Source organism: Actinotignum schaalii FB123-CNA-2, assembly GCF_000411135.1.
Classification (GTDB): Bacteria; Actinomycetota; Actinomycetes; order Actinomycetales; family Actinomycetaceae; genus Actinotignum; species Actinotignum schaalii_A.
Window position 1 is genome coordinate 1 of sequence record NZ_KE150264.1, and the last position, 20,761, is coordinate 20,761.

General features: G+C 60.4%; 19 protein-coding genes, 1 tRNA gene and 1 rRNA gene. 13 read left to right on the forward strand and 8 right to left on the reverse strand.

The window, feature by feature from the left end; all coding sequences use genetic code 11:
• Positions 1-20 precede the first annotated feature (20 nt).
• Positions 21-138: ribosomal RNA gene (rrf, locus tag HMPREF9237_RS08285) — 5S ribosomal RNA — on the forward strand.
• Positions 139-417: 279 nt separating this feature from the next.
• Entirely contained in the window at positions 418-1,497 is a 1,080-nt protein-coding gene (locus HMPREF9237_RS08290; RefSeq protein WP_016443299.1) for a 2,3-butanediol dehydrogenase, read from the forward strand.
• Between the two features lie 70 nt (positions 1,498-1,567).
• On the opposite strand, the gene HMPREF9237_RS08295 is transcribed toward HMPREF9237_RS08290, so the two are convergent.
• Positions 1,568-2,377 (reverse strand): serine hydrolase domain-containing protein, encoded by an 810-nt coding sequence (locus HMPREF9237_RS08295; RefSeq protein ID WP_016443300.1) that lies wholly within the window; start codon positions 2,375-2,377, stop codon positions 1,568-1,570.
• A gap of 146 nt (positions 2,378-2,523) precedes the next feature.
• On the opposite strand from HMPREF9237_RS08295, the gene HMPREF9237_RS08300 reads away from it, so the two are divergent.
• From HMPREF9237_RS08300 to HMPREF9237_RS08315, 4 genes are all read left to right on the forward strand, one after another.
• Positions 2,524-3,957, forward strand: a complete 1,434-nt coding sequence (locus HMPREF9237_RS08300; RefSeq protein ID WP_231366745.1) for an SLC13 family permease — start codon at positions 2,524-2,526, stop codon at positions 3,955-3,957.
• A 93-nt stretch (positions 3,958-4,050) separates the two neighbouring features.
• On the forward strand, positions 4,051-5,397 hold the full coding sequence (locus HMPREF9237_RS08305; protein WP_016443302.1) for a D-serine ammonia-lyase: 1,347 nt from the start codon (positions 4,051-4,053) through the stop codon (positions 5,395-5,397).
• A 121-nt stretch (positions 5,398-5,518) separates the two neighbouring features.
• Positions 5,519-6,241, forward strand: coding sequence for a helix-turn-helix transcriptional regulator (locus HMPREF9237_RS08310; RefSeq protein ID WP_016443303.1), 723 nt, complete (start codon positions 5,519-5,521; stop codon positions 6,239-6,241).
• A 109-nt stretch (positions 6,242-6,350) separates the two neighbouring features.
• Entirely contained in the window at positions 6,351-7,124 is a 774-nt protein-coding gene (locus HMPREF9237_RS08315; RefSeq protein WP_016443304.1) for an HAD-IIA family hydrolase, read from the forward strand.
• A gap of 105 nt (positions 7,125-7,229) precedes the next feature.
• Here HMPREF9237_RS08315 and HMPREF9237_RS08320 read toward each other — a convergent pair whose 3' ends face one another.
• Together HMPREF9237_RS08320 and HMPREF9237_RS08325 are read right to left on the reverse strand one after the other, a co-directional pair.
• Positions 7,230-7,748 (reverse strand): hypothetical protein, encoded by a 519-nt coding sequence (locus HMPREF9237_RS08320; RefSeq protein ID WP_051107026.1) that lies wholly within the window; start codon positions 7,746-7,748, stop codon positions 7,230-7,232.
• Positions 7,749-7,857: 109 nt separating this feature from the next.
• On the reverse strand, positions 7,858-8,088 hold the full coding sequence (locus HMPREF9237_RS08325; protein WP_016443306.1) for a hypothetical protein: 231 nt from the start codon (positions 8,086-8,088) through the stop codon (positions 7,858-7,860).
• A gap of 386 nt (positions 8,089-8,474) precedes the next feature.
• Between HMPREF9237_RS08325 and HMPREF9237_RS08330 the strand changes: the two genes are divergently transcribed.
• Positions 8,475-9,878 (forward strand): MFS transporter, encoded by a 1,404-nt coding sequence (locus HMPREF9237_RS08330; RefSeq protein ID WP_016443307.1) that lies wholly within the window; start codon positions 8,475-8,477, stop codon positions 9,876-9,878.
• Positions 9,879-9,929: 51 nt separating this feature from the next.
• Here HMPREF9237_RS08330 and HMPREF9237_RS08335 read toward each other — a convergent pair whose 3' ends face one another.
• Positions 9,930-10,760: an exodeoxyribonuclease III gene (locus HMPREF9237_RS08335; RefSeq protein ID WP_016443308.1), complete on the reverse strand. Its 831-nt coding sequence runs from the start codon at positions 10,758-10,760 to the stop codon at positions 9,930-9,932.
• A gap of 41 nt (positions 10,761-10,801) precedes the next feature.
• Between HMPREF9237_RS08335 and HMPREF9237_RS08340 the strand changes: the two genes are divergently transcribed.
• Positions 10,802-11,569: an SDR family NAD(P)-dependent oxidoreductase gene (locus tag HMPREF9237_RS08340; RefSeq protein ID WP_016443309.1), complete on the forward strand. Its 768-nt coding sequence runs from the start codon at positions 10,802-10,804 to the stop codon at positions 11,567-11,569.
• A gap of 63 nt (positions 11,570-11,632) precedes the next feature.
• Here HMPREF9237_RS08340 and HMPREF9237_RS08345 read toward each other — a convergent pair whose 3' ends face one another.
• Positions 11,633-12,568: a hypothetical protein gene (locus HMPREF9237_RS08345; RefSeq protein ID WP_016443310.1), complete on the reverse strand. Its 936-nt coding sequence runs from the start codon at positions 12,566-12,568 to the stop codon at positions 11,633-11,635.
• 181 nt (positions 12,569-12,749) lie between these two features.
• Between HMPREF9237_RS08345 and HMPREF9237_RS08350 the strand changes: the two genes are divergently transcribed.
• On the forward strand, positions 12,750-13,595 hold the full coding sequence (locus HMPREF9237_RS08350) for a TrmH family RNA methyltransferase (protein WP_419456738.1): 846 nt from the start codon (positions 12,750-12,752) through the stop codon (positions 13,593-13,595).
• A 22-nt stretch (positions 13,596-13,617) separates the two neighbouring features.
• On the forward strand, positions 13,618-14,790 hold the full coding sequence (aroB, locus tag HMPREF9237_RS08355; RefSeq protein ID WP_016443312.1) for a 3-dehydroquinate synthase: 1,173 nt from the start codon (positions 13,618-13,620) through the stop codon (positions 14,788-14,790).
• A gap of 46 nt (positions 14,791-14,836) precedes the next feature.
• Here aroB and HMPREF9237_RS08360 read toward each other — a convergent pair whose 3' ends face one another.
• Both HMPREF9237_RS08360 and HMPREF9237_RS08365 read right to left on the reverse strand, forming a co-directional pair.
• On the reverse strand, positions 14,837-15,298 hold the full coding sequence (locus tag HMPREF9237_RS08360) for a RidA family protein (protein ID WP_016443313.1): 462 nt from the start codon (positions 15,296-15,298) through the stop codon (positions 14,837-14,839).
• A gap of 155 nt (positions 15,299-15,453) precedes the next feature.
• Complete coding sequence (locus HMPREF9237_RS08365; protein WP_016443314.1) at positions 15,454-15,765, reverse strand: WhiB family transcriptional regulator; 312 nt, start codon at positions 15,763-15,765, stop codon at positions 15,454-15,456.
• 222 nt (positions 15,766-15,987) lie between these two features.
• On the opposite strand from HMPREF9237_RS08365, the gene HMPREF9237_RS08370 reads away from it, so the two are divergent.
• The 3 genes from HMPREF9237_RS08370 (at position 15,988) to HMPREF9237_RS08380 (ending at position 19,694) form a co-directional block, all read left to right on the forward strand.
• Positions 15,988-18,240, forward strand: a complete 2,253-nt coding sequence (locus HMPREF9237_RS08370) for a transglycosylase domain-containing protein (protein ID WP_155876046.1) — start codon at positions 15,988-15,990, stop codon at positions 18,238-18,240.
• A gap of 108 nt (positions 18,241-18,348) precedes the next feature.
• The gene (locus tag HMPREF9237_RS08375) at positions 18,349-19,461 is read left to right on the forward strand and encodes a metallophosphoesterase (protein WP_081637340.1); all 1,113 of its coding nucleotides are present in this window, start codon (positions 18,349-18,351) and stop codon (positions 19,459-19,461) included.
• A 156-nt stretch (positions 19,462-19,617) separates the two neighbouring features.
• Positions 19,618-19,694: transfer RNA gene (locus HMPREF9237_RS08380), tRNA-Pro, on the forward strand.
• A 94-nt stretch (positions 19,695-19,788) separates the two neighbouring features.
• Here the strand turns inward: HMPREF9237_RS08380 and HMPREF9237_RS08385 are convergent.
• A partial coding sequence (locus HMPREF9237_RS08385; RefSeq protein ID WP_016442214.1) for an integrase core domain-containing protein occupies positions 19,789-20,761 on the reverse strand: 973 nt, incomplete at its 5' end.

Here is a 20,761-nt window from a genome sequence, read left to right on the forward strand (position 1 = left end):
TTGGTTGGTGTTTTGGTTGTGGCGGTGGTTATAGCGGCAAGGTTACGCCCGGTATCCTTTTCGAACCCGGTAGCTAAGGTTGTTTGCGCTGATGGTACTGCACTCGGTGGGGTGTGGGAGAGTAGGTTGCTGCCGCCATGTTTTTTAGAGTGTGTGGGGTGTTGCCTGTTTGTGGGTTGACACCCCACACACGCATTTAACCCGCCCCCGTCGAGAACCATCAGTGGGTGAGTTGTAGGCCATCACACGATGGAGATGTTGGTAGGGCCGGGGCGGGTAGCGCTTCTCATATCGAAGGCAAGGGCGTGTCTCCAATCCAGCGTCAAGCGTAAAAAGTGGCCTAGACCTCAAAAATGCGTCGTCGTAGAGTAAACTAAAAGACGCGCAACCGCGCACGGTCTATCCAATGGAGGAGATATGAAAGCAGCGCGTTACTACGGTAATCACGACATTCGTATCGAAGATATCGAAGAGCAGCCCCTAGAACCCGGCACTGTGCGGGTCAAGGTTGCCTGGTGCGGTATCTGCGGTACTGATCTTCACGAATATCTCGACGGTCCGATCTTCTGCCCCGCGAAAGGCCACCCGCATCCAATTTCCGGTGAGGAAGTTCCGGTGACTCTCGGACACGAAATGTCTGGCGTTGTAGCTGAAGTAGGCGAAGGCGTAACAGACCTCGCGGCCGGCGACCACGTTGTCGTCGAACCGTATATCATCCGCGACAGCGTGAACACCGGCCCGGAATCGACTACCTACCACCTGTCCCCCGATATGAATTTCATCGGCCTGGGCGGCCGTGGTGGTGGGCTTGCCGAAAATATCGTCGTCAAGCGGCGCTGGGTCCACAAAATCCCGGATATCATTCCGCTCGACCAAGCCGCACTCATCGAGCCGCTTTCCGTTGCCGTGCACGGCGTGGACCGCGGTGATGTCAAGGAAGGCGATTTCGCCCTCGTGGGCGGGGCCGGTCCCATCGGCGTGCTCTGCTGCGCGGTCCTCAAGGCCAAGGGCCTCACGGTAGCGGTATCGGAACTTTCGGAACTGCGCCGCCAGCGCGCTGTGGATGCCGGCGTGGTGGACTACGCTTGGGATCCCCGCGAAGTAGATATCGTGGAAGAAACCAAGAAGCTCACCGATGGCGTGGGCGCCAATGTTGCATTCGAGTGCACCTCGGTGGACGTTGTACTCAACCAGCTCATCGCGGCGCTCGGGCCGCGCGGGGTGCTCGTCAATATGTCCATCTGGGGCCACCAGCCGAACATTGATATGCATTCCGTAGTCATGAAGGAACTCGATGTTCGTGGCGTCATCGCCTACGTGAACACCCATCCGGAAACGATTGAGCTGGTTGCCTCGGGTAAGATTGACGTCTCGCCGTTCATCACCGGCAAGATCAACCTGGAAGACCTCGTCGACAAGGGCTTCGATACCCTCATCAACCGCAACGAAACCGCGGTCAAGATCCTCGTCTCCCCGAACGGCGAAGGCGAAGAATAAAACCGTAGTTTTCGAGCACTCTCGATAAGAAACAGCGCCCGGGGTAGGAGCACCTGCCGCGGGCGCTGTTTTACAGACCTCGCATCTCCTCAGTTAGTGCAGGCCAGAATTTCCGGTGTTCGCGGCCGAAAGCTTGAGCACCCAGAAATACCCCGGCTTTGCCGAGATCCGGATCCACCCACAAAAAAGAACCTGATTGCCCGAAATGGCCAAACGTGCGCGGCGAAAAAGACGGCCCCGTCCAGTGCGGATCCTTGTCCCCGCGAATCTCCATGCCCAAACCCCAGCTATTATTGCGCTGCCACCCGTAACCGGGCAGCAAGCCGGGTAGACCATCAAAATGCACGACGCGGGCGTAGCGTGCCAACTCTGGGGAAATAAGACGCGGCCGCAGTAACTCCCCGGAGAAACGCGCCAAATCGCGCAAATTCCCCACCGCGGAATAAGCGGGGCTTGCTTCCACCGCGACCGAACTCAAACGCAGTGGCTCAATAACAACACGGCGCACCCAATTCTGAATCGACATCCCGGTGCGGTGCTCCAGATAATCACCGAGCACTTCAAACCCATAATTCGAATAAATGCGCTTCTCCTCCACGCCGGCCCGCACCGGTCCTTCCTCCTCCGGCAAACCGGAGGCATGCGCGAGGAGGTGAACAACCGTGGAACCGGGAGGGCCCACCGGATCGTCAAAATCCGCCAGGCCGTGCTCCACCGCAATAAGGGTTGCCCAGGCCACCAGTAGCTTCGTCACCGACATATACGGATATATCTCCCGAGCATTCCCATAAGGAAAGGTACAGCGCCCGGCCGCATCGACAACTCCGAGTGCGTGCGGGAAAGAAAAAGAATCCGAAATGAGGCGGTTATCCACAGGCATGCATCAAGTGTGCCATGTCCACAGAAAACTTCGGACTGGTGCAAGCTGCGCCACAGCGTGATAATAAACTTATCATGATGACAAAAGTATCTTCGTATGTGTAGGCTGGGAACAGGCCACACTGATGTGGCGCTACACGGGAGGTTATGATGACCCTAGGAACCGGAGGGCTGATCGCAGTCCTCATCGCCGCGATTGTGCTCGTTGTTGTGCTCATCGTCGGCTTGAAATTACACGGCTCGATCGCCCTGACCATCGCGGCGATTACCGTCGCGCTGGTCACGGGCGTGAAGCCCGCGGAAGTGGGCGATGTACTCGAAAAGGGCGTTGGTGGAACGCTCGGATTCCTCGTTCTTATTATTGGCTTCGGCGCAATTCTCGGAAAAATGCTGGAAGTATCCGGCGGGGCTGAACGCCTCGCCAAAGGCATGCTTCGAGTGTTCGGTGAGAAACGCGCCCCGATTGTCATGTCGTTCCTCGGCTTGATTGCCGGTATCCCGGTCTTTGTGGAAGTTGGCTTCGTGCTCCTGGTACCCCTCGTTTTCGTGGTGGCCAGGGAAGTGGGCTGCTCGAAGATCCGGGTGGGAGTACCACTCGCCATCTCCCTCATGGTGGTTCACTGCATCCTGCCTCCGCACCCGGCAGCTACCGCTATTGCGGGTACCCTCGGTGCGGATATCGGCATGGTGATTATGCTTGGCCTCATCGTAGGGATCCCGGCCGCCCTCATTGGCGGCCCGCTCTACACCGGAATTGGGCTGCGCCAGCTTGAACGTGTGCATGTCACCGCGGGCGCCGGCCAGATAAGCGGCGTCGTCGCCGAAGGAAAACCCGGTCCCGAATCAAAGGGAACCCATGGTGACTCGCCTGCCGCGGGCGGCAACGTTCTCAAGGACGACGACGCGAACCGTTCCCTGCCCGGTTTCGGCATCACCCTGCTCACGATTCTGCTCCCCCTCATTATTATGGTGTGCCGCACCGTTGCGGATCAGACCCTGCCCGAAGAAAACGGCCTGCGTCAATTCGTGGATCTCGTGGGTAACCCGATTCTGGCGCTTCTTATTTCGGTTATTTTCGCCTACTTCTCTCTGGGGATTTCGCGGGGCAAATCGCTTTCGGATCTGTCCTCGGTAACCGATTCCTCCTTCGCTCCTATCGGCGGGGTGCTCCTCATTATCGGCGCGGGCGGTGCCTTCAACGCGGTGCTTATGGCCTCGGGGATGGATAAGGCTATCGCGGGCGCTATGGGGAGCTTGCCGGTCAGTCCGCTTATCCTCGCCTGGCTCATCGCTATTGTGCTGCACTTCGCGGTAGGTAGTGCCACCGTCGCCATGATTTCGGCGGCCGGTATTGTGCTGCCGATGCTCCAAGCGTCCCCGGATCTCAGCCCCGCTCTGATGGCTATTGCCGTGGGTGCCGGCGCTATCGGTCTGACTCACGTAACTGATTCGCTCTTCTGGCTGTACAAGGAATACATGGGTATTTCGGTGGGGGATGCTCTCAAGACTCTCACCGTGGGCACCACGATCGCCTCGGTGGTGGCCCTGTGCATGACCATGCTGCTTCATCTCGTCATCTAAAGGCCGCGGGGAGTGGCGCTGAGGTTGCGCTGAGATGGCGTAGAAGTGGCGCCTCGCACTTATCTACTAATTAATCTGAGAAAGGACTCAGTCATGACAACTATCGCTGGAAAAACTCTCGAGCAGTGGGTGGAGGACTACCCGCTCATTCAGGACCTCGTGGATCTCAAGGTCGCTGACTGGTTCAATCCGGAGGTGCTCCCGGCCGCGGAAGGGCTGGCAAAGGTCGGCCTGACGGTGGCTGACGTGGACGACGCCGCAGCGCGCCTCAAGCGCTGGGCGCCTTACCTCAAGCAAGTTTTCCCTGCCGCCCGCCCCACGGCCGGCATCCTGGAATCCCCGCTGGTTGCGGTTCCTACCATGCAGGCCAAGCTCGCCGAACGTAAGGGCGTGGAGATCCCGGGCCAGCTGTGGGCGAAACTTGATTCCCACCTGCCCATTTCCGGATCGATCAAGGCTCGCGGCGGTGTTTACGAAGTGCTTAAGCACGCTGAAGAACTCGCCCTGGAAGCCGGCCTCATCACCCTCGAAGATGACTACCGCAAGCTGGATACCGAAGAAGCTCGGAAGTTCTTCTCCCAGTACAAGGTGGCGGTGGGTTCCACCGGCAACCTGGGATTGTCCATCGGGATTATGTCTGCCCAGCTAGGTTTCCAGGCCTCCGTGCATATGTCCGCCGATGCCCGCCAGTGGAAGAAGGATAAGCTCCGCTCCCACGGCGTGAACGTGGTGGAATACGAATCGGATTATTCGGTTGCGGTGGCCCAAGGCCGCAAGGAAGCAGAGTCAGATCCCACCGCCTACTTCGTGGACGATGAGAATTCCCCCTCGCTCTTCCTCGGTTACGCGGTGGCCGCGCGCCGCCTGCAAGGCCAGTTCCAATCCCTGGATGTCACGGTGGATGCCGATCATCCGCTCATCGCCTACCTACCCTGCGGGGTGGGTGGCGGCCCGGGCGGCGTTGCTTTCGGCCTCAAAACGGTTTTCGGTGACAATGTCCATTGCATCTTCGCCGAGCCCACCCACTCGCCCTCGATGTTCCTCGGAGTTATGACCGGCAAGCACGACGAGATCGCCGTGCAGGATTTCGGCATCGATAACCTCACTGCCGCTGACGGCTTGGCCTGCGGGCGCCCTTCGGCTTTCGTGGGTTCGCGCATGCAGTACCTCATCGATGGCTACTACACCGTTGAGGACCAGACCATGTACGAAAACGTGGCGCTCCTGGCCCAGACTGAGGACCTGCGCATCGAGCCTTCTTCCTCGACCTCCTTCGAGGGTCCCTTCCACGTGCTCGCCGCCAGCGAGTACCTGGAGCGGGCGGGTCTTACCCCGGAGAAGCTCGCGGGCGCCACGCATCTAACCTGGATTACCGGCGGCAATATGGTTCCAGACAAGGAGATGGATTCCTACATCGCCAAGGGTGAAGAAACCCTGTAAGCGGGATGGAAAGTCGGGGGTGCCACTCAGTGTAGTGCGCACCCCCGCATTATGCCCGGCATTTAAGATATTTTGTCAGAAGATACAGCAACGGGGCCGTACGGAGGAAGGAGCCGGAGCCATGGAGGCAGCGGAAAGTGAAGCGATACCCCGCGAGGTAATATCCGGAGAAGCGATATCCCGGGAAGATAGCGAATACGTGGCCTCGTTCAAACCGCTCGTCGAATTCCTCGGGGTGGCACTGGGGGAGAGCACCGAGGTGGTGCTCCACGACGTGAGCGACCTGGACCATTCGGTTATCGCCATCGCCAACTCGCATGTCACTCAGCGCACCGTAGGTTCCCCGGCCACCGACCTTATGTTGCGAGTGTTGCGCGCCGGCGAAGGAACCACGGCCGATTACCTTACCGGTTACGAGGCGATTACGCCGGGTCGCGCACGCACCTTGCGTTCCTCCACCTTTTTTATACGACGACGGGGCCGCATCATTGGGATGCTCTGTCTTAATTCTGACCAAACGGTGCTGCGGCAATTGGACGAAACTGTCAAAAAAATCGCCGCCCTGTATTTCCCCAATCCTGAGCGACGCAAGGAGGCACCGGCGGAAAAGCCGGAAATTTTGGCTTCTTCGGTTGCCGATATGAAAACGGCTGCCATGGAATCGGTGCTCTCGCGTTATCACGTCTCCGTGGATCACCTCACCCAAGCCGAGCGCCTGGAAGTGGTGCGTTCGCTGGACGAGGATGGATTCTTCCAGCTGCGCGGGGCCGTGACCGACCTAGCGCTCGCGATGAATCTTTCCGAGCCGACTGTCTACCGGTATCTGCGCCAAGCGCGGGCCTAAGCAGACGGTGTGACGCAGCGCCTGGTATGTGCGGGCCCGGATCAGCCAGAGCAAGCGGCCTGGGCCCTCGGCACGTTTCGAGAGCTGTGAAACTCGATATCATGGCGGTATGACACGAGTGATTAAGAACTGGCTCACCGATATGGATGGTGTGCTCATCCACGAAGAAAAGGCACTTCCGGGTGCTGCAGATTTTCTCAATAAACTCAACGAAAAAGAGTACCCCTATCTCGTTCTTACCAATAATTCGATTTTTACCCGGCGTGATCTTTCCGCGCGGCTAGAAGCGGCCGGGCTGATCGTTCCGGAAGACCATATTTGGACTTCGGCAGCTGCCACCGCGAATTTCCTCGCAGACCAGGTGGAGAATAAGCGTGCCTACGTGGTGGGTGAAGCCGGGCTCACTACCTCGATGTACAACGTCGGTTTCGTGATGACGAATGTCAATCCGGAAGTGGTGGTTCTCGGGGAAACCCGCACCTATTCCATTGAGGCGCTCACCACCGCAATCCGCCTCATTAACAAGGGTGCCCGGTTCATTGCCACCAACCCGGATGTGACGGGGCCGTCCGATCTGGGTCCGATTCCGGCAACCGGGGCGGTAGCCGCCATGATTACCGCAGCCACCGGTCGCCAACCCTATTACGTGGGTAAGCCGAATCCGGTCATGCTGCGCAAGGGACTCAATCTCATTGACGCGCATTCGGAAGAAACCGCACTGGTAGGGGACCGGATGGATACGGATATCCTCGCGGGCATGGAAGCGGGGCTGCAAACCCACCTGGTGCTTTCCGGGTCTACCGAGCAAGAGGAAATCGTGAACTTCCCCTACCGCCCGGATTATGTGCATCCCTCTATCGCGGAAGTGGCGGAGCTGCTCTAACTGTTTCTTGTGCGGGTAACGATGGCCGAATGAGGTCGTCTACGGGCCGTTGCCTTGCGGGCGGCGGGTTTCCGCACCTTAGCCATCCGATTCTTCTCGGTTGGGCTACTTTTCAACCGTTGCTAGCACTTGGACTGCGGTGGCGGGGTTGTTACGGATCGCGGATTCTAGCGGGATCTCCTCCCATTTCCGCATGCCTTGCTGGAGCGCTTCGAGGGCTTGTGGTGTGCATGCGACCCCGAACTCGTCGATAACGAAAAGCAGGATTTCTTCGAGGCAGGGCCGGAACCTGCGTCCACCCACGGGGAAATGGACATCGGCAATCCGGGGAGTACGCAATGCATTCTTGATGCGCCGGCGTGAGCGATGGGAGTGAGTACCGCCCAATACTAAGGCGTGTGTCCATTCATCACGGTGGGCATGCACCTGGACATGCGCGCAGGCGATATTCGAGCGCGGTGAGCGAATATAATCCCACCGCACCAGGGGCTCTTTTCCGACCTCCCCGCGTATCACCGAGAACGTTGATTCCGCAACGGTAAGAACCCCGTTATCCCGATTGAGAAAAATCGCGTAATCGAAGCGGACAGTGAGGAAACGGTCAGTGTAAATATTTCCCGACAATCTTATTGTCGGAGGGTCTTCTCTTGTGAGGGCCTGCTTCAATACGGAAAACCTGGGATCGATGAGCTCCCCAATTAGCTGTAGATGTGCCGCAAATTCATCAGCACGCTCATTTAAGTATTCGTTCACCACGGCACACCTCTTCGAAGTAATCTAAGCCTTCCATCTCGAAATAGGCTTCAGCCTCGTCTGGTCCGAGCTGGTAGTTATCGGCGCGTCGGTCGAATTCTTCGCGGGTCATTCTGACCTCCTGCAAGATTTCTTCTTTGCGCTTGAGGACATCTTCAAGCGAGTTAAACGTAAGATTTGGAGTCACTCTACGTTCTCTATCAATACTCATGGTGTCTCTCCTTCAATTGTGAGTTCCGGGTGGTTACCCTTCCTTTTCCGTAATTCTCGCATGGTGTCAAGGCGCAGCAAAGAGCTATCCGCCGCCCTGCGGATAAGGGCAGCGTTCGCGATTCTGTGGATAATTTCGAGCCTGTTGCTGACTCTCAGGCGCAACCCGTGCAGATTTAACTTGCGCTTGACAGTTCCGATGGCCGAATAATGAGATAGCACGGTCGGCACCCTACCCCTAAGTTACGCTACCGTAGGTAACGCGGGCGGGGAGCCTGTGCCCGGTATGCGGCTTCGTGCTGCCACCAGGGCGCACAGGCTCGTACCCCGCCGTGTTACCCGCTGGCCGCGCCGCGACTGGCGGTTTCGTGTAACGACGGAGAAATCATGCGTCAGGTTCATCCTTGGCGGGTGCTCGTCTGTGCCTGCCTGCTCACCTTTATCACCGGGTGTTCATACGTTTTCTCAATTTTCCAACTCCCGGCCACCCAGCTCTACGGGCTGAGCGCGGCGATGGGCGCCTATACTCTCACCAATGCCCTCGCCCCGCTGCCCATGCTCCTGGGCGGGTATTACATTGACCGCGGTCGCGCGGTATGGACGGCAACCATCGGCGCGCTGTGCGCGGCCATCGGCTGGGCCAGCGCGGCCTGCGCGAGCTCCCCGCTCCAGTTCGTGCTCGGCTACGGGTTCATAGGCGGTATCGGCATGGGGCTGGTCCTCACCTCGGCGCTGTCCAATACCCTGCGTTTCTTCCCGGGACGGCGCGGGCTCATCTCCGGCATTATCTCCTGCGTGAACGGAGCTTCTGGCATCGTCATGGCACCCTTAGCCCAGCGACTCCTCGACTCCGGCAGTCTACGCACCACCTTGCTGGTTTTCGCCGGTCTTTACGGGGTGATCGCGCTCATCGTGGCTTTCAATTACCGCGCTGCCCCGGTGGAAGGCGTAGTCGTCCCTGCTACCCCCGCCACCGCTACAGAATCCGCCGCGGAACCGGCGCCCGCGCCTGCCGCGGAACCGGCGCCCGCGCCTGCCGCAGCACCGGCTGCGCATACCGCACCAGTGCCCGCACCCGCGCGCAGCGCCCGGCCGTCTCTCACCACTAGCCAGATGCTTGCCACCCCCGATTTCTGGCTCATTTTCGCCATTTTCATCGCCGGGGCCTTCTCCGGCCTCATGATCGTTTCCAACGCGGCGCCCATCGCGGCGAAAATGTTCCACTTCTCCGCGGCCAGCGCCGCGCTTTTCGTCTCCCTCTATGCCTGCGCGGGAACCGCGGGACGCTTCTGCTTCGGCTGGCTCGCCGACCACCTTGGTCACGCCCGCACCCTCGAAGTCACCTTCTGCTGCGACGCCTTCGGTCTACTCCTCCTCATCGTGGGCGGGCGCGGCCTCGTCGGGGGAGCGGGCGCACTCGATGCAACGAACGCTACCGGAGGCCTAGCCGGCAACCCGATCGGCACCCTGGCCGGCGGCATCTTCCTGGCCGGAGGCCTCCTCGCGCTCGGCCTGAGCTACGGCGGCACCATTGCGATCATGCCCGCCTGCGTCATGGATCGCTTCGGGCCGCGCTGGCAAGGCATTAACTACGCGCTTGCTTTCACCGGTTTTTCGGTGGCCGCTATTTTCGCCCCGCGGCTCGGCGCTCAGATCGGTGCTATGTACGACGGCGATTACACCCGCGCCTTCCTCTATGCCATCATTGCCTCGGCTACGGGGTTGGGCTGTGCGCGGATCCTGCACTTGCGTACCCGCCGGTGCCGGGCTCAGCTCAGCCGCGCCGCATAGCGACGTGGGCGCGCGCCCAAGCTAGGCGGGCGCCCACCATAACAGCGCCGTCTAGTTCGCAAACTCCATAATGACCGGGACGTGATCCGAAGCCCCTTTGCCCTTCCGCTCGTCCCGGTCAATAATGGAGCGGGTATGCCGGGCGGCCAACGCCGCGGAAGCGAAACCGAAGTCGATGCGCATCCCGTGATTTTTCGGGAAGCGCAAACGCTGATAATCCCAGAACGTGTAATCGGCGCCCTCGGCCGCGCGGGTAATATCCTCCACCCCGGCCTCCAGCAGTGCGGCCAACGCTCCGCGTTCCTCCGCGGTGACGTACACTCCTACGTCATTGCGGAAATAATCAATATCCCAGACGTCAGTATCGCGCGGAGCCACATTCCAGTCCCCCGCCAGCAGCAGCGGACAGTCAGGTTCCTCGCTCAGCCGCGTGCGCACCGAGGCTCGCAGCGCCTCGAGGAATTCCAGCTTGTAGTGGAAATGCGGATCCCCGTAGGCCCGCCCATTAGGGATATACAGGCTCCACACATTGACCGCGTCCGGTCCGGTACCCAGGCGCGCTCCCAGGGCGCGTGCCTCCACGGTAGGCGTGCTGAGGAGGGCGCCGTCGTCGTCGACCTTAGAAAAACCCGGCTGCCCGGGGAAGCCCACCTGCACGTTTTCGATCCCCACGCGGGAAAGAATCGCGACCCCGTTCCACTGGTTGAGGCCGGCGCAGGCGACTTCGTATCCGGCCTCTTCGAAAATTTCGCGCGGGAACTGCGCGGGCGTGCATTTCGTTTCTTGCAGGAGGAGGGCGTCCAGGTCCCAGCGTTCCAGGACGGCGCGGGCGCGTTCGGCGCGGGCGCGCACAGAATTAATATTCCAGGTGGCAATACGCATAACACCAGTGTAGAGAGCGCGGGCACGTTACCATAGCGGTTATGGGAAGTGCTCTTATTACCGGTGCCAGCGCCGGGCTCGGCCTGGAATTTGCGTGGCAGCTCGCGGCCGAAGGAAACGACCTCGTGCTCGTGGCACGCAACCGAGCGCGTTTGGAAGCACTCGCGCATGATCTGCGGCAGGTCGCCGGGGTGCAGGTGGAGGTGCTTACCGCGGATCTTTCGCGGCACGACGACGCCCGTGTGGTTGCGCGCCGGGTAGCGCAGCGCAAGCAGCCCATCGGTTTGCTTGTTAATAACGCGGGCTTTGGGCTGGGGCAGGAATTTTCCACCGGGGAGCTGGCGCGGGAAGAAGAAGCGCTCGACGTCATGGTTCGCGCTGTTCTCATCACCTCTCACGCGGCGGCGCGGGAATTCTCGCGCCGCGGCTACGGGGGAATTATTAACGTCTCTTCGATGACAGCCGGCACCGCGCAGGGAACATATTCGGCGCATAAAGCCTGGGTGCGTTCTTTTTCCGAGGGGCTGGCCGCGGAACTGGCGCCGGCCGGGGTATCGGTAACCTGCGTGACCCCGGGGCTTATCCGCACCGAATTTCACGAGCGGGCCGCGGTGGATGCCAGCCAGTGGGCCGGGATTCTTTTCGCCCAGCCCGAAGCTGTGGTGAATGCCGCGTTGGAGGCCTGCCGGCGCGGGCGGGTACTCGTCACGCCCACCGTGCTCTACAAAACGGCTGCCGCGGCGCTGCGTATCGCCCCGCGCGCGCTGGTGCGGAAATTCGCCGGGCCGGGGCTGTCCGGGCGCAGCTAAAAGCGGCTTGGCAAAAAACAAGCGGCCCGGCTGCTTGAGAAAAGCTGCCGGGCACGCCCAGAGTTAGAAGCTACCGCCGCCAGCGGGAGCCTTGCGGGCTTCATCGGGTAGCTGGAGCGGCTTGGCTTGGCGGTAATCCCAGCGCACCCGCGTTTCTGTGGGCAGGCCCTGGAAGTAGGCCGGCGCCACGATGGCCATGCCCCGCACCTCGTACGTTTTCTTATCAATACGCACTTGGAGATTAGCGGAGTCGCTCAGATCCAAACCGGGCGAGGCACCCTGCATTTCCTGCGCCATCGTATCGGAGAGTGGGCCCACGATCAGGAAGTTCTCCGCATCCTCAAAGACCTGGGTCTCCTCGATATTCGGGAAAATATCCTCCCCGCGGTAGGAGCCGGGCGAGGTGGGCGCATCTCCAGAATCCACAATATCGGCCAGGCTTTCTTCGGTTTTGCTCCAGAAACCGGCCATATTTGTATATACCGTGACAGTATCCAGCTTCGATCCTTCGCCGATCCACAGTGCGGTGGAGATCTTGCTGGGCATACCCTCCGTTTCCGCCCCGGGAATCCCGGAGGCGTCAATATCCATCTGCATGGCCATGAGGCGGGTGCTGGGGTCTACATCAATATCAATATCGATGGTGGCCACCCCGGGCCCATCACCGGGCACATCCGCGGAAATCTCCATGGACATATCCATGCCGATGGCGGTGCCGAAGAAATCTTGCGAGCTTTTCGCGATAATCTCATCCTGCTTGGCGATGGCGCGCTTAATAATCTCACGGGCCTGCGCGTTATCGGCCACCGGCGTAAATTGCCCGGTTTTCGAAATACTTTCGTCGAAAATGGGTGCGCCGTCCGATCCGCCCCGACCGTGCCCTTCGCTTATGGACGGACCGTGCCCGCCTTCCGGGGAGACCAGCGCATTATTCGCGCACCCGCTCAGGATCAGGGCACCGGCGGCCACCACCGCGAGAGGTTTCCACATCTTCGTCATCGCTGCTCCACTTCTTAGGGTTTCCCGCACCCGGGCTCGGGGTGGCGAATCGTTTATTGTGCTTGCATATACCACTACTGTACAAGGCCGACGGCGCCAGCGAAACACGCGGCTCCGGTGGCCGGCAGGTAAATATGGCGCTTCCCCGTGGACGGAGTGGGAGCGCCGCTAGACTAGGGGAGTGACAGATTCTTCCCAGTCTTCTGATTTTCGTGATTCTCTGAGCGTGCCCGCGGGTGAAGTTGCGTCTGCCGTGGATGCCGCGGATGCATCAGGCGCGGGCGAACTCGCAGGCGCGGGCGAACTCGCAGGCGCGGGCGAGGGTGTTGAGCTGCCCGCACACCGCATTCCGGAGCCGGGCGGCTCACCTTACGGTGAGAAACGCACGGTCGGCGTGGGCCCCCACCCGTTGCCCTGGCCGGAGGATCCCCGTTTGGACCCGCAGCTTTTGGCGGAAGGGGACCACCGTAACGTCGTCGATAAATATCGCTATTGGAGCGTGGAAGCAATTAAGGCGGATATGGCGAGTCGCGCGGTCAGTGCCCATATTGCCATTGAAAATCTCCAGCATGACCTTAATATCGGGTCGATTGTGCGCAGTGCCAATGCTTTTAATCTCGGTGGTGTACATATTGTAGGGCGGCATAAATGGAATAAACGCGGGGCACTTGTTACCGACCGCTACCTCACGATGTACTACCATCCCACCCCGGCTGACCTGGAAGAATGGGCTCGCGAACACGAGTACCAACTCCTCGCTATCGATAATCAGGAGGGGGCCGTTCCCCTGGAACAATCCGAGCTCCCGAAAAACTGCCTTCTGGTTTTCGGGCAGGAATCCGCCGGTATTTCCCCCGATTTACTCGAGCGCTGCGACGGCGCGGTGGAAATCACCCAGGATGGCTCCACCCGTTCCCTCAATGTTGCTGCGGCCGCGGCCATCGCTATGCACTGGTGGGTGGCGCAGCATGCGCACCGCGAGGCCGCCGAGCACGCCGAGTATCAGGATGCCCCGCGCTCGCACTAGTTTTACTTTCCAGGAGGATCACATGGTTACCCGCCTCAATGTTGAGCTGACTCGCACCGTTGATGAGTCCTACCCGCTGCTGATTGGCACCGATCTGGCCGGTGAACTTCCCGGCGTGCTGGAAGCGGCCGGGCTGGGCCGCTCTCGGGTCGCGGTCATTACCGATAGCACCGTCAATGACCTTATTGGTGCGCAGGTCATGGACGTGCTCAGTCATGCTGCCCAGTCTCAGCCCGCACACTCCCGCGCTCCGCAGCTTTTCGTTTTCCCGGCCGGAGAAGAAAATAAAACCCGCGCCACCAAAGAACAGCTAGAAGATGCCATGCTCGCTGCCGGTTTCAATCGTGACACTGTGGTGGTGGCCCTAGGGGGAGGGGTCGTCTCCGACCTGGCCGGTTTCGTGGCCGCCACCTTCACCCGCGGGGTTCCGTATATCACCATGACGACGACGCTTGTGGGTGCGGCGGATGCTGCTATCGGGGGTAAAACCGCGGTGGATACCCCGGCTGCCACCAATCTCATCGGGGCTTTCCACCAGCCTCGTGCCGTTCTTATTGATGTGGCGCGCTGGGCGACTCTCACCGATGCGCAACTGCGCGACGGCATGGGCGAGACCGTCAAGCACGCTTGCCTGGCTGACCGTGATTTCTTCGAGATTCTGGAAGACCACTTCGTGCGGCACGGTCGGGGTGTGCGGGAGATGGTGGGCGATTTCGAGCTCAGCAGCTATATCGCCCGTCGCAATGCGGAAATCAAGGTGGAGGTGGTGCAATCAGATGTGCACGAAGGAAACCGCCGCATGGTCCTCAACCTCGGTCACACCATTGGGCGGGCCCTGGAGGCCGCGCTGGATTACGCCCTCCCGCACGGGGAATGTGTGGCCATTGGACTGAATCTCCAGTGCCGGCTCGGGTTACGCTACGGCTACCTCACCGCGCGCGATGCCGAACGGGTGGATACCTTGCTCCGTGCCATCGGCCTGCCTACCGAGCTACCCTCCGGGGTGAGCGTGGCGGATATTATGCGCGCTATGGGCCACGATAAGAAATCACTGGGCGGGGCTATCCGCTTCGTATTCCAACGCGGTATCGGCGCGATGGAAACTTTCGCGGGCGGCAGTTACGCGCGGGAGATCCCCAGCGCTGAGGTGCGCGAATTCCTGGAGGCGCAGCCGCGCCGGGAACTCGTGGCCTAGCGCGATGTCGCCGTACCGGGCCCCGCGCACGAACCGTAGCGCGCCGTTAGTGCAGCAGCACTTCGATTTCGACCTCGACGGGGGCGTCCAGCGGGAGCACGCTCACGCCGACAGCTGAGCGCGTATGTGCGCCGTCGCCCCCAAAAATCTCCCCGAAAAGTTCACTGGCACCGTTGGCGACCTGGGGTTGCGCGGTAAAGCTCGGGGCGGAGGCCACGAAAACGGTGACGTGCGAAATACCGCGGATATGATCGATGCCGCCCGCAGCCTCCGCGGCGGCCGCGAGGGCGTTAATGCCGGCGATGCGCGCGTAAGAATAGCCGTCCTCCGCGGTGATCTCCGCGCCGAGTTTTCCGGTGGCCGGCAGCTGGCCGTCCACGAACGGTAGCTGCCCGGACGTTCGCACCGTATCCCCGTGCTGTTTGGCGGGAATATAAGCCGCAACGGGAGCGGCAACCGGGGGAAGATCGATACCGAGCTGGGTTAGACGGGTGCTGATGGTGTCCATGCGTAGGCCTCTCGCGGAATCGTTGAGTGTGAGCGCGCGGAATGCCGCGCGTGATAATAGGTTATCTCGAAGGGCGTAGCTGCGCGAAGTTGCAGCACCTGTGGTGGAACGACGACGCGCCCAGTGCCCGCGGGCTAAGCGTTTCCGGGGTGGGCTTAGCCTTCCCCCTCGCGCAGGAAGCGGGCCAGGGGGTCGCGCCCTTCAAAAATGCGACGCTTCCAATTGCGTTCCTCCGGGTGGCGGCGCAGCAGGGCGCGGCGTTCGCGTTCCGTCATCCCGCCCCACACCCCGAACATCATTTCCGCATCTAGCGAATCGGCTAGGCAGTGCAGGCGCACCGAGCAGCGAAAACAAATGGAGCGGGCCTGGCGCTGAGCCGCGCCGCGTACGAAAAGCGAATCGGGATCAATATCGGTGCAGGCGGCGGCATCTGCCCAATGCGGGTACAGGGCCAGTGTTGTGGTCATCTATCCCCCTCACTTCGGCGTGATGGTATGTGACGGTGCTATTCTTTACTGTTTTACGATCATAATATTAGCGGTTTATGACGTGCGCTACGTTTGTCCGCCTTGTGGCGGGGGTGAGGGGGCGCTCGAGTGGGCGAGTAGATGTGCGGGGAAGCCCGGGGAACTTTCTGGGAAGCGTATGTCTCGTTTCTTTCGCTGCGCCGGGTCAGTATTCTTAGGGGTATGTCGAGTTCTAGCCCGAAAAAACAAGCGACCGGACGGCAAATTGGAACGTTCGTGCTGGCGCTGGTCCTGGCTCTATGTGGCGGGGGCGCCCTCATGGCGGGGATTGCGTTGCCTTTCGTCATGACGATGGGGACCACGGCCAATGCGGTGACCGGTATTTTCGACGACGTACCGGAGGACTTAGGCTTTACTGAGCCTTCGGAACAGACGGTGCTGCTGGCCAAAGACGGTTCGGTGCTGGCCCGGTTCTATATCGAGAACCGGATCAACGTGCGCTCCGATCAGATCTCGCAGCATATGAAAAATGCCGTCGTAGCAATTGAGGATCGGCGTTTTTACGAGCATCATGGCATTGACGTGCAGGGCACCGTCAGCGCGCTGGTCTCCAATCTCACCTCGGGCGGGCTTTCGGGCGGTTCGTCCATTACCCAGCAGTACGTGAAAAATGCGCTCCTGGAAGAGGGGCGTATCGCTGATGATAATGAGAAAATCAAGCGGGCTACCGAACAGACCATCGCGCGTAAGATCAATGAAGCTCGTTACGCCATCGCTGTTGAAAAAACGATGACGAAAGATGAGATTCTCACCGGTTATCTCAATCTTGCTCAATTCGGCCCCTCGCAATACGGGGTGGAAACGGCCGCGCAGCGCTACTTCTCTAAGTCCGCGAAGGATCTCACGGTGGTGGAAGCGGCCACAATGGCCGGGATCACCCAGAACCCCGCCCAGTGGGATCCGGTACGCCATCCGGAGGCGAATACTGAGCGTCGCAACGTGGTACTGGGTGAAATGTACCGCTCTGGTTTCATTACCGAAGCGGAAATGAAGGAAGCTCAGGCCACCCCGATTGAGTCGTATATGCACGTCTCTGAACAAGCGGCCGGTTGCGGTTCGGCGGGTATTAGCGCTTACTTCTGCGAGTACGTGGTTAAGGATTTGCTCAATGACAAGGCGCTGGGTGCCACCCGCGCCGAGCGTACCCGCCAGCTCTACCGGGGCGGCAAAGTCATCCGCACCACCCTAGATTCGGCGCGCCAGCAGCATGCATATGACTCGGTGGTCACGCACCAGCCCGTGGATGACGCTTCCGGAATTGATGCCGCACTGGTGTCCGTGGAGCCGGGGAGTGGGCATATTGTCTCGATGGTGCAAAATACCCGCTTCGGGGTGCCGAATGAAACAGATACCCGCATGACGCAGGTGAATGTGACGGCCCCGCAGGATATGGGTGGCGGTGCCGGTTTCCAGTCCGGATCAACCTTCAAGATATTTACCCTGGTGGAATGGTTGGATTCCGGGCGCAGTGCCTATGACGTGGTGGATAGTAGCGAAGGCTTGCTGCCGCAGAGCTCATTCCAGGCTTCGTGTACGAATCTGGCGGGGGAACCCTGGCCGGTGGGGAACCTGGGGCAGTCCAACCGTCCGCGCACGGTGCTGGAAGGTACTCGCATGTCTACTAACGGCACCTTCGCGCACATGGCCCAGAAGCTGGATCTGTGCCAGATCGCGAATAAAGCCCAGGCCATGGGTGTGGAACGCGGGGATCATGAGCCTTTCGATATTGTTCCCCCGATGATTCTGGGTACGAATAACGTCACCCCGCTCTCCATGGCGACGGCCGGTGCCACCCTCGCCAATGATGGTATTCGCTGTGACCCGATGTCCTATACCTCCATTGAGGAGCATGACGGCACGGTTATTTCCGAACGTAAACCGCAGTGCCAGCAAGCTATTTCTAAGGAAACCGCCCGTAAAACGAATGCGGTGCTTCAGCACGTGGTGGAACGTGGAGCGACCGGTGAGAAAGCGGCGCTGCGCGGGCGCCCGGCCGCTGGGAAAACCGGTACCTCCGATAAGGACTGGCATGCGTGGTTCATGGGTTATACCCCGCAGCTTGCTACCGTGACCTGGCAGGGCCACATGGAAGGCAATATTTCCATGTTCGACTCAGTTATTAAGGGCGAGTACCATTCGGAAGTTTACGGCGGTTTATACCCCGCGATGATGTTCTCCGATTATATGAACGCCGCATTGGCCGGCCAGCCGGCCGTGCCTTTCCCGCAACCCACCACCCCGATGCGGCGCCCGGCACCCGCCACGCAAGCGCCCGTCACGCCTTCGCCATCTCCCACGCCGGCACCGGCCCCCGCGCAACCCGCGCCGGGGGAGCCGGGCGCGGTTCCGCCCGAGGCTGTTCACGAAGGCGAGAGCAACGAAGAATACGAAGAAGTTGAGATTGTGGAAGAGTAGCCGGCGCTGCGGGGGCCGGGCTGCGCCGCGCGGGCCACGCAGCGTGAGCCGGGTCCGGGCCGGTGGCCTTGCAGAAACCTCAGTGCTCCGAGACGGAAGGTGAATACCGTGAGCGAAGCTGATAAGCACCGAGTCCGGCGCACCGCGCTGGGCGTGTTGAGCGCGAGCGCGGCCGCGGGGGCCGGCTGCCTAGGCTGGGCACTGCAGGAAGCACACCGCTACACCCTGCGCGAGCGGGTGCTGGTACTGCCGCAGGTTGCGGGGATGGCCGGTGAGCTGCGCATTCTCCACCTCTCGGATATGCACCTGCTGCGCCGCCACCGGGCCAAGCAACAGTTCTTGAGCGACCTGGCCCAGCGCTGCCGGCCGGATCTCGTAGTCCTGACAGGCGACCACCTGTCCGAAGCGGGCGCCGTCGGCCCGCTCCTTGACGCGCTGGCGCCGCTCGCCGATATTCCGGGGCTTTTTGTGTACGGCTCGAATGATTATTTCGCGCCGGTGCTCAAGAATCCGCTGCGTTACGTGGCGCCCGGGCTCTTCTCCCCGTTGGTCGAGAAGGGGGAACCGAATTTGCCCTGGGATGAGATGACCGCCGGGCTGGAATCTTTCGGCTGGATTGATCTCAATAATCGGCGGGCGCTGCTGCACGCGGCCGCCTGGGATATTCACGCGGTAGGTATGGACGATCCGCATATCGGCCGGGCCCGGATGCCCCGGCCCGACGAGGCTACCGATACGGTGGAAAGCGCCGCGGCTCTAGACGCAAGCGCGAGCACGGAACGTGAGCCGCGCACGAACGCTGGGCGCGGATATCTGCGTCTCGGCGTCGTTCATGCACCGTATCGCGCCGCTCTCAACGCTTTAATGAACGACGGCGCAGCTCTGACGCTGGCTGGCCACACGCATGGTGGCCAGCTGGCCGTGCCCGGATTCGGAGCTTTGACCACGAATTGTGATCTCCCGCTACGCTACGATTCCGGGCTTTTCGATTGGCCTTGCGGGGAAGATATTGGTGCCGGGCGTCACGCGGGTTCTGATCTTGATGCGGGAGGTGACCCGGCCGCGGAGCGCCTGCCCCTGCGTGGCGACGGCGTGCGTGTGCTCCGCGGTGGCATGGCGGTGAATGTATCTGCTGGCCTGGGGACGTCGCCATATACGCCGGTCAGGTTCCTCCGGCCACCCGAAGCGATTTTGCTGCGAGTGCGCGGCGGCGCCGACTGAGGGTGCTGATCGGGGAGGTGCCGGGGCTGAGCTGCAGGGAAGATGCCGCGCTGCCTGTGAGGCGCATAGCGTACTGGCAGGGTTGTACGCCAGATCACTAGATCGGATTTAGCTTTTTCCGCCGCGGAGGGCTATTATTATTGAGTTGCCAAAGCACGGGGTATGGCGCAGCTTGGTAGCGCGCTTCGTTCGGGACGAAGAGGCCGTGGGTTCGAATCCCGCTACCCCGACCATGTGATGTCCCGCGTCATAGGTCCGCCTGTGACGCGGGATTTTTCGTGTTTTTGGGTTGGATGTCTCACGTCATATGTCCGGGTATGTTTCGCGTCATGTGTCCGTTTTCTTTGTGTTTTTCTTTTGGTAATCCCGGGTCGGGTCGATGGTGAACTCGGCGATTATTTCCCCGCTGGCTCGGTTGATGATCAAGGCGTTGGGGCCGTGGGTGAGGGCTATGACGGCCTGGCCTTGGTAGGCTCGCCCGATTCCTAAATGGCGTAGTTTGCCGGCGTAACGCAAGGTTATGGTGCCGGAGGTGTCTATTTTGTCGATACGCACTCTCCAGTCCTGGTCTTGGTAGGACATGGTGGGACCGTCTTTAGGACGGGCGTGGTAGGCCTCGTGTGGTGTTTTATTGGCTAGGGAGCGGTGGGGGCGGTGCGTGTTGTAGAGGTCCTGGAATTCTTTCACGAGTGTGTTGAGTTCGTCCACGGTGGTTGCTTGGGGTTGGGCTCGTAACCATTTTTTGAGGGTTTGGTGGAATCTTTCGATTTTCCCTTGGGTGGTGGGATGTCCAGGACGACCGTTTTTCTGGATGATGGAATAGTCGGCTAGGAGTTGTTCGAAGGCGTTGGGTTGGTAGCTCTTGTTTTTGTTTCCGGCTGCTAGGCGGGTTGTGTAGACCATGCCGTTATCGGTGAGGGTTGAGGCGGGTAGGCCATAACGTAGGGCTGTTTGGGTGAAAGTGGTGGTGACCGTGGTGCCGGTAACGCGTGGGTGTGCGCTGATGTGGAGGAGGTAGCGGGAGTGGTCATCAAGCCAGGAAATGATTTCCGTGTCGGTTTTATCGGCAAGGGGCCAGTGTGTGAAGTCTGACTGCCAGGTCCCGTTGGGTAGTTCAGCCTGGAAGCGTGTATAGGAGTTTTTCGGGCGTTTTTGCGGTTCGGGGGTGATGAGTCCTGCTTTTTTCAGGATCCGCCATATGGTGGTTGGGCTGGGTTTGTTTTCCATGTTTAGGTGGGCGTGGATGGTGTGGGCTCCGCAGTCCATGCCTTGTGTGGCTAGTTGTTTCCTGATTTTGAGG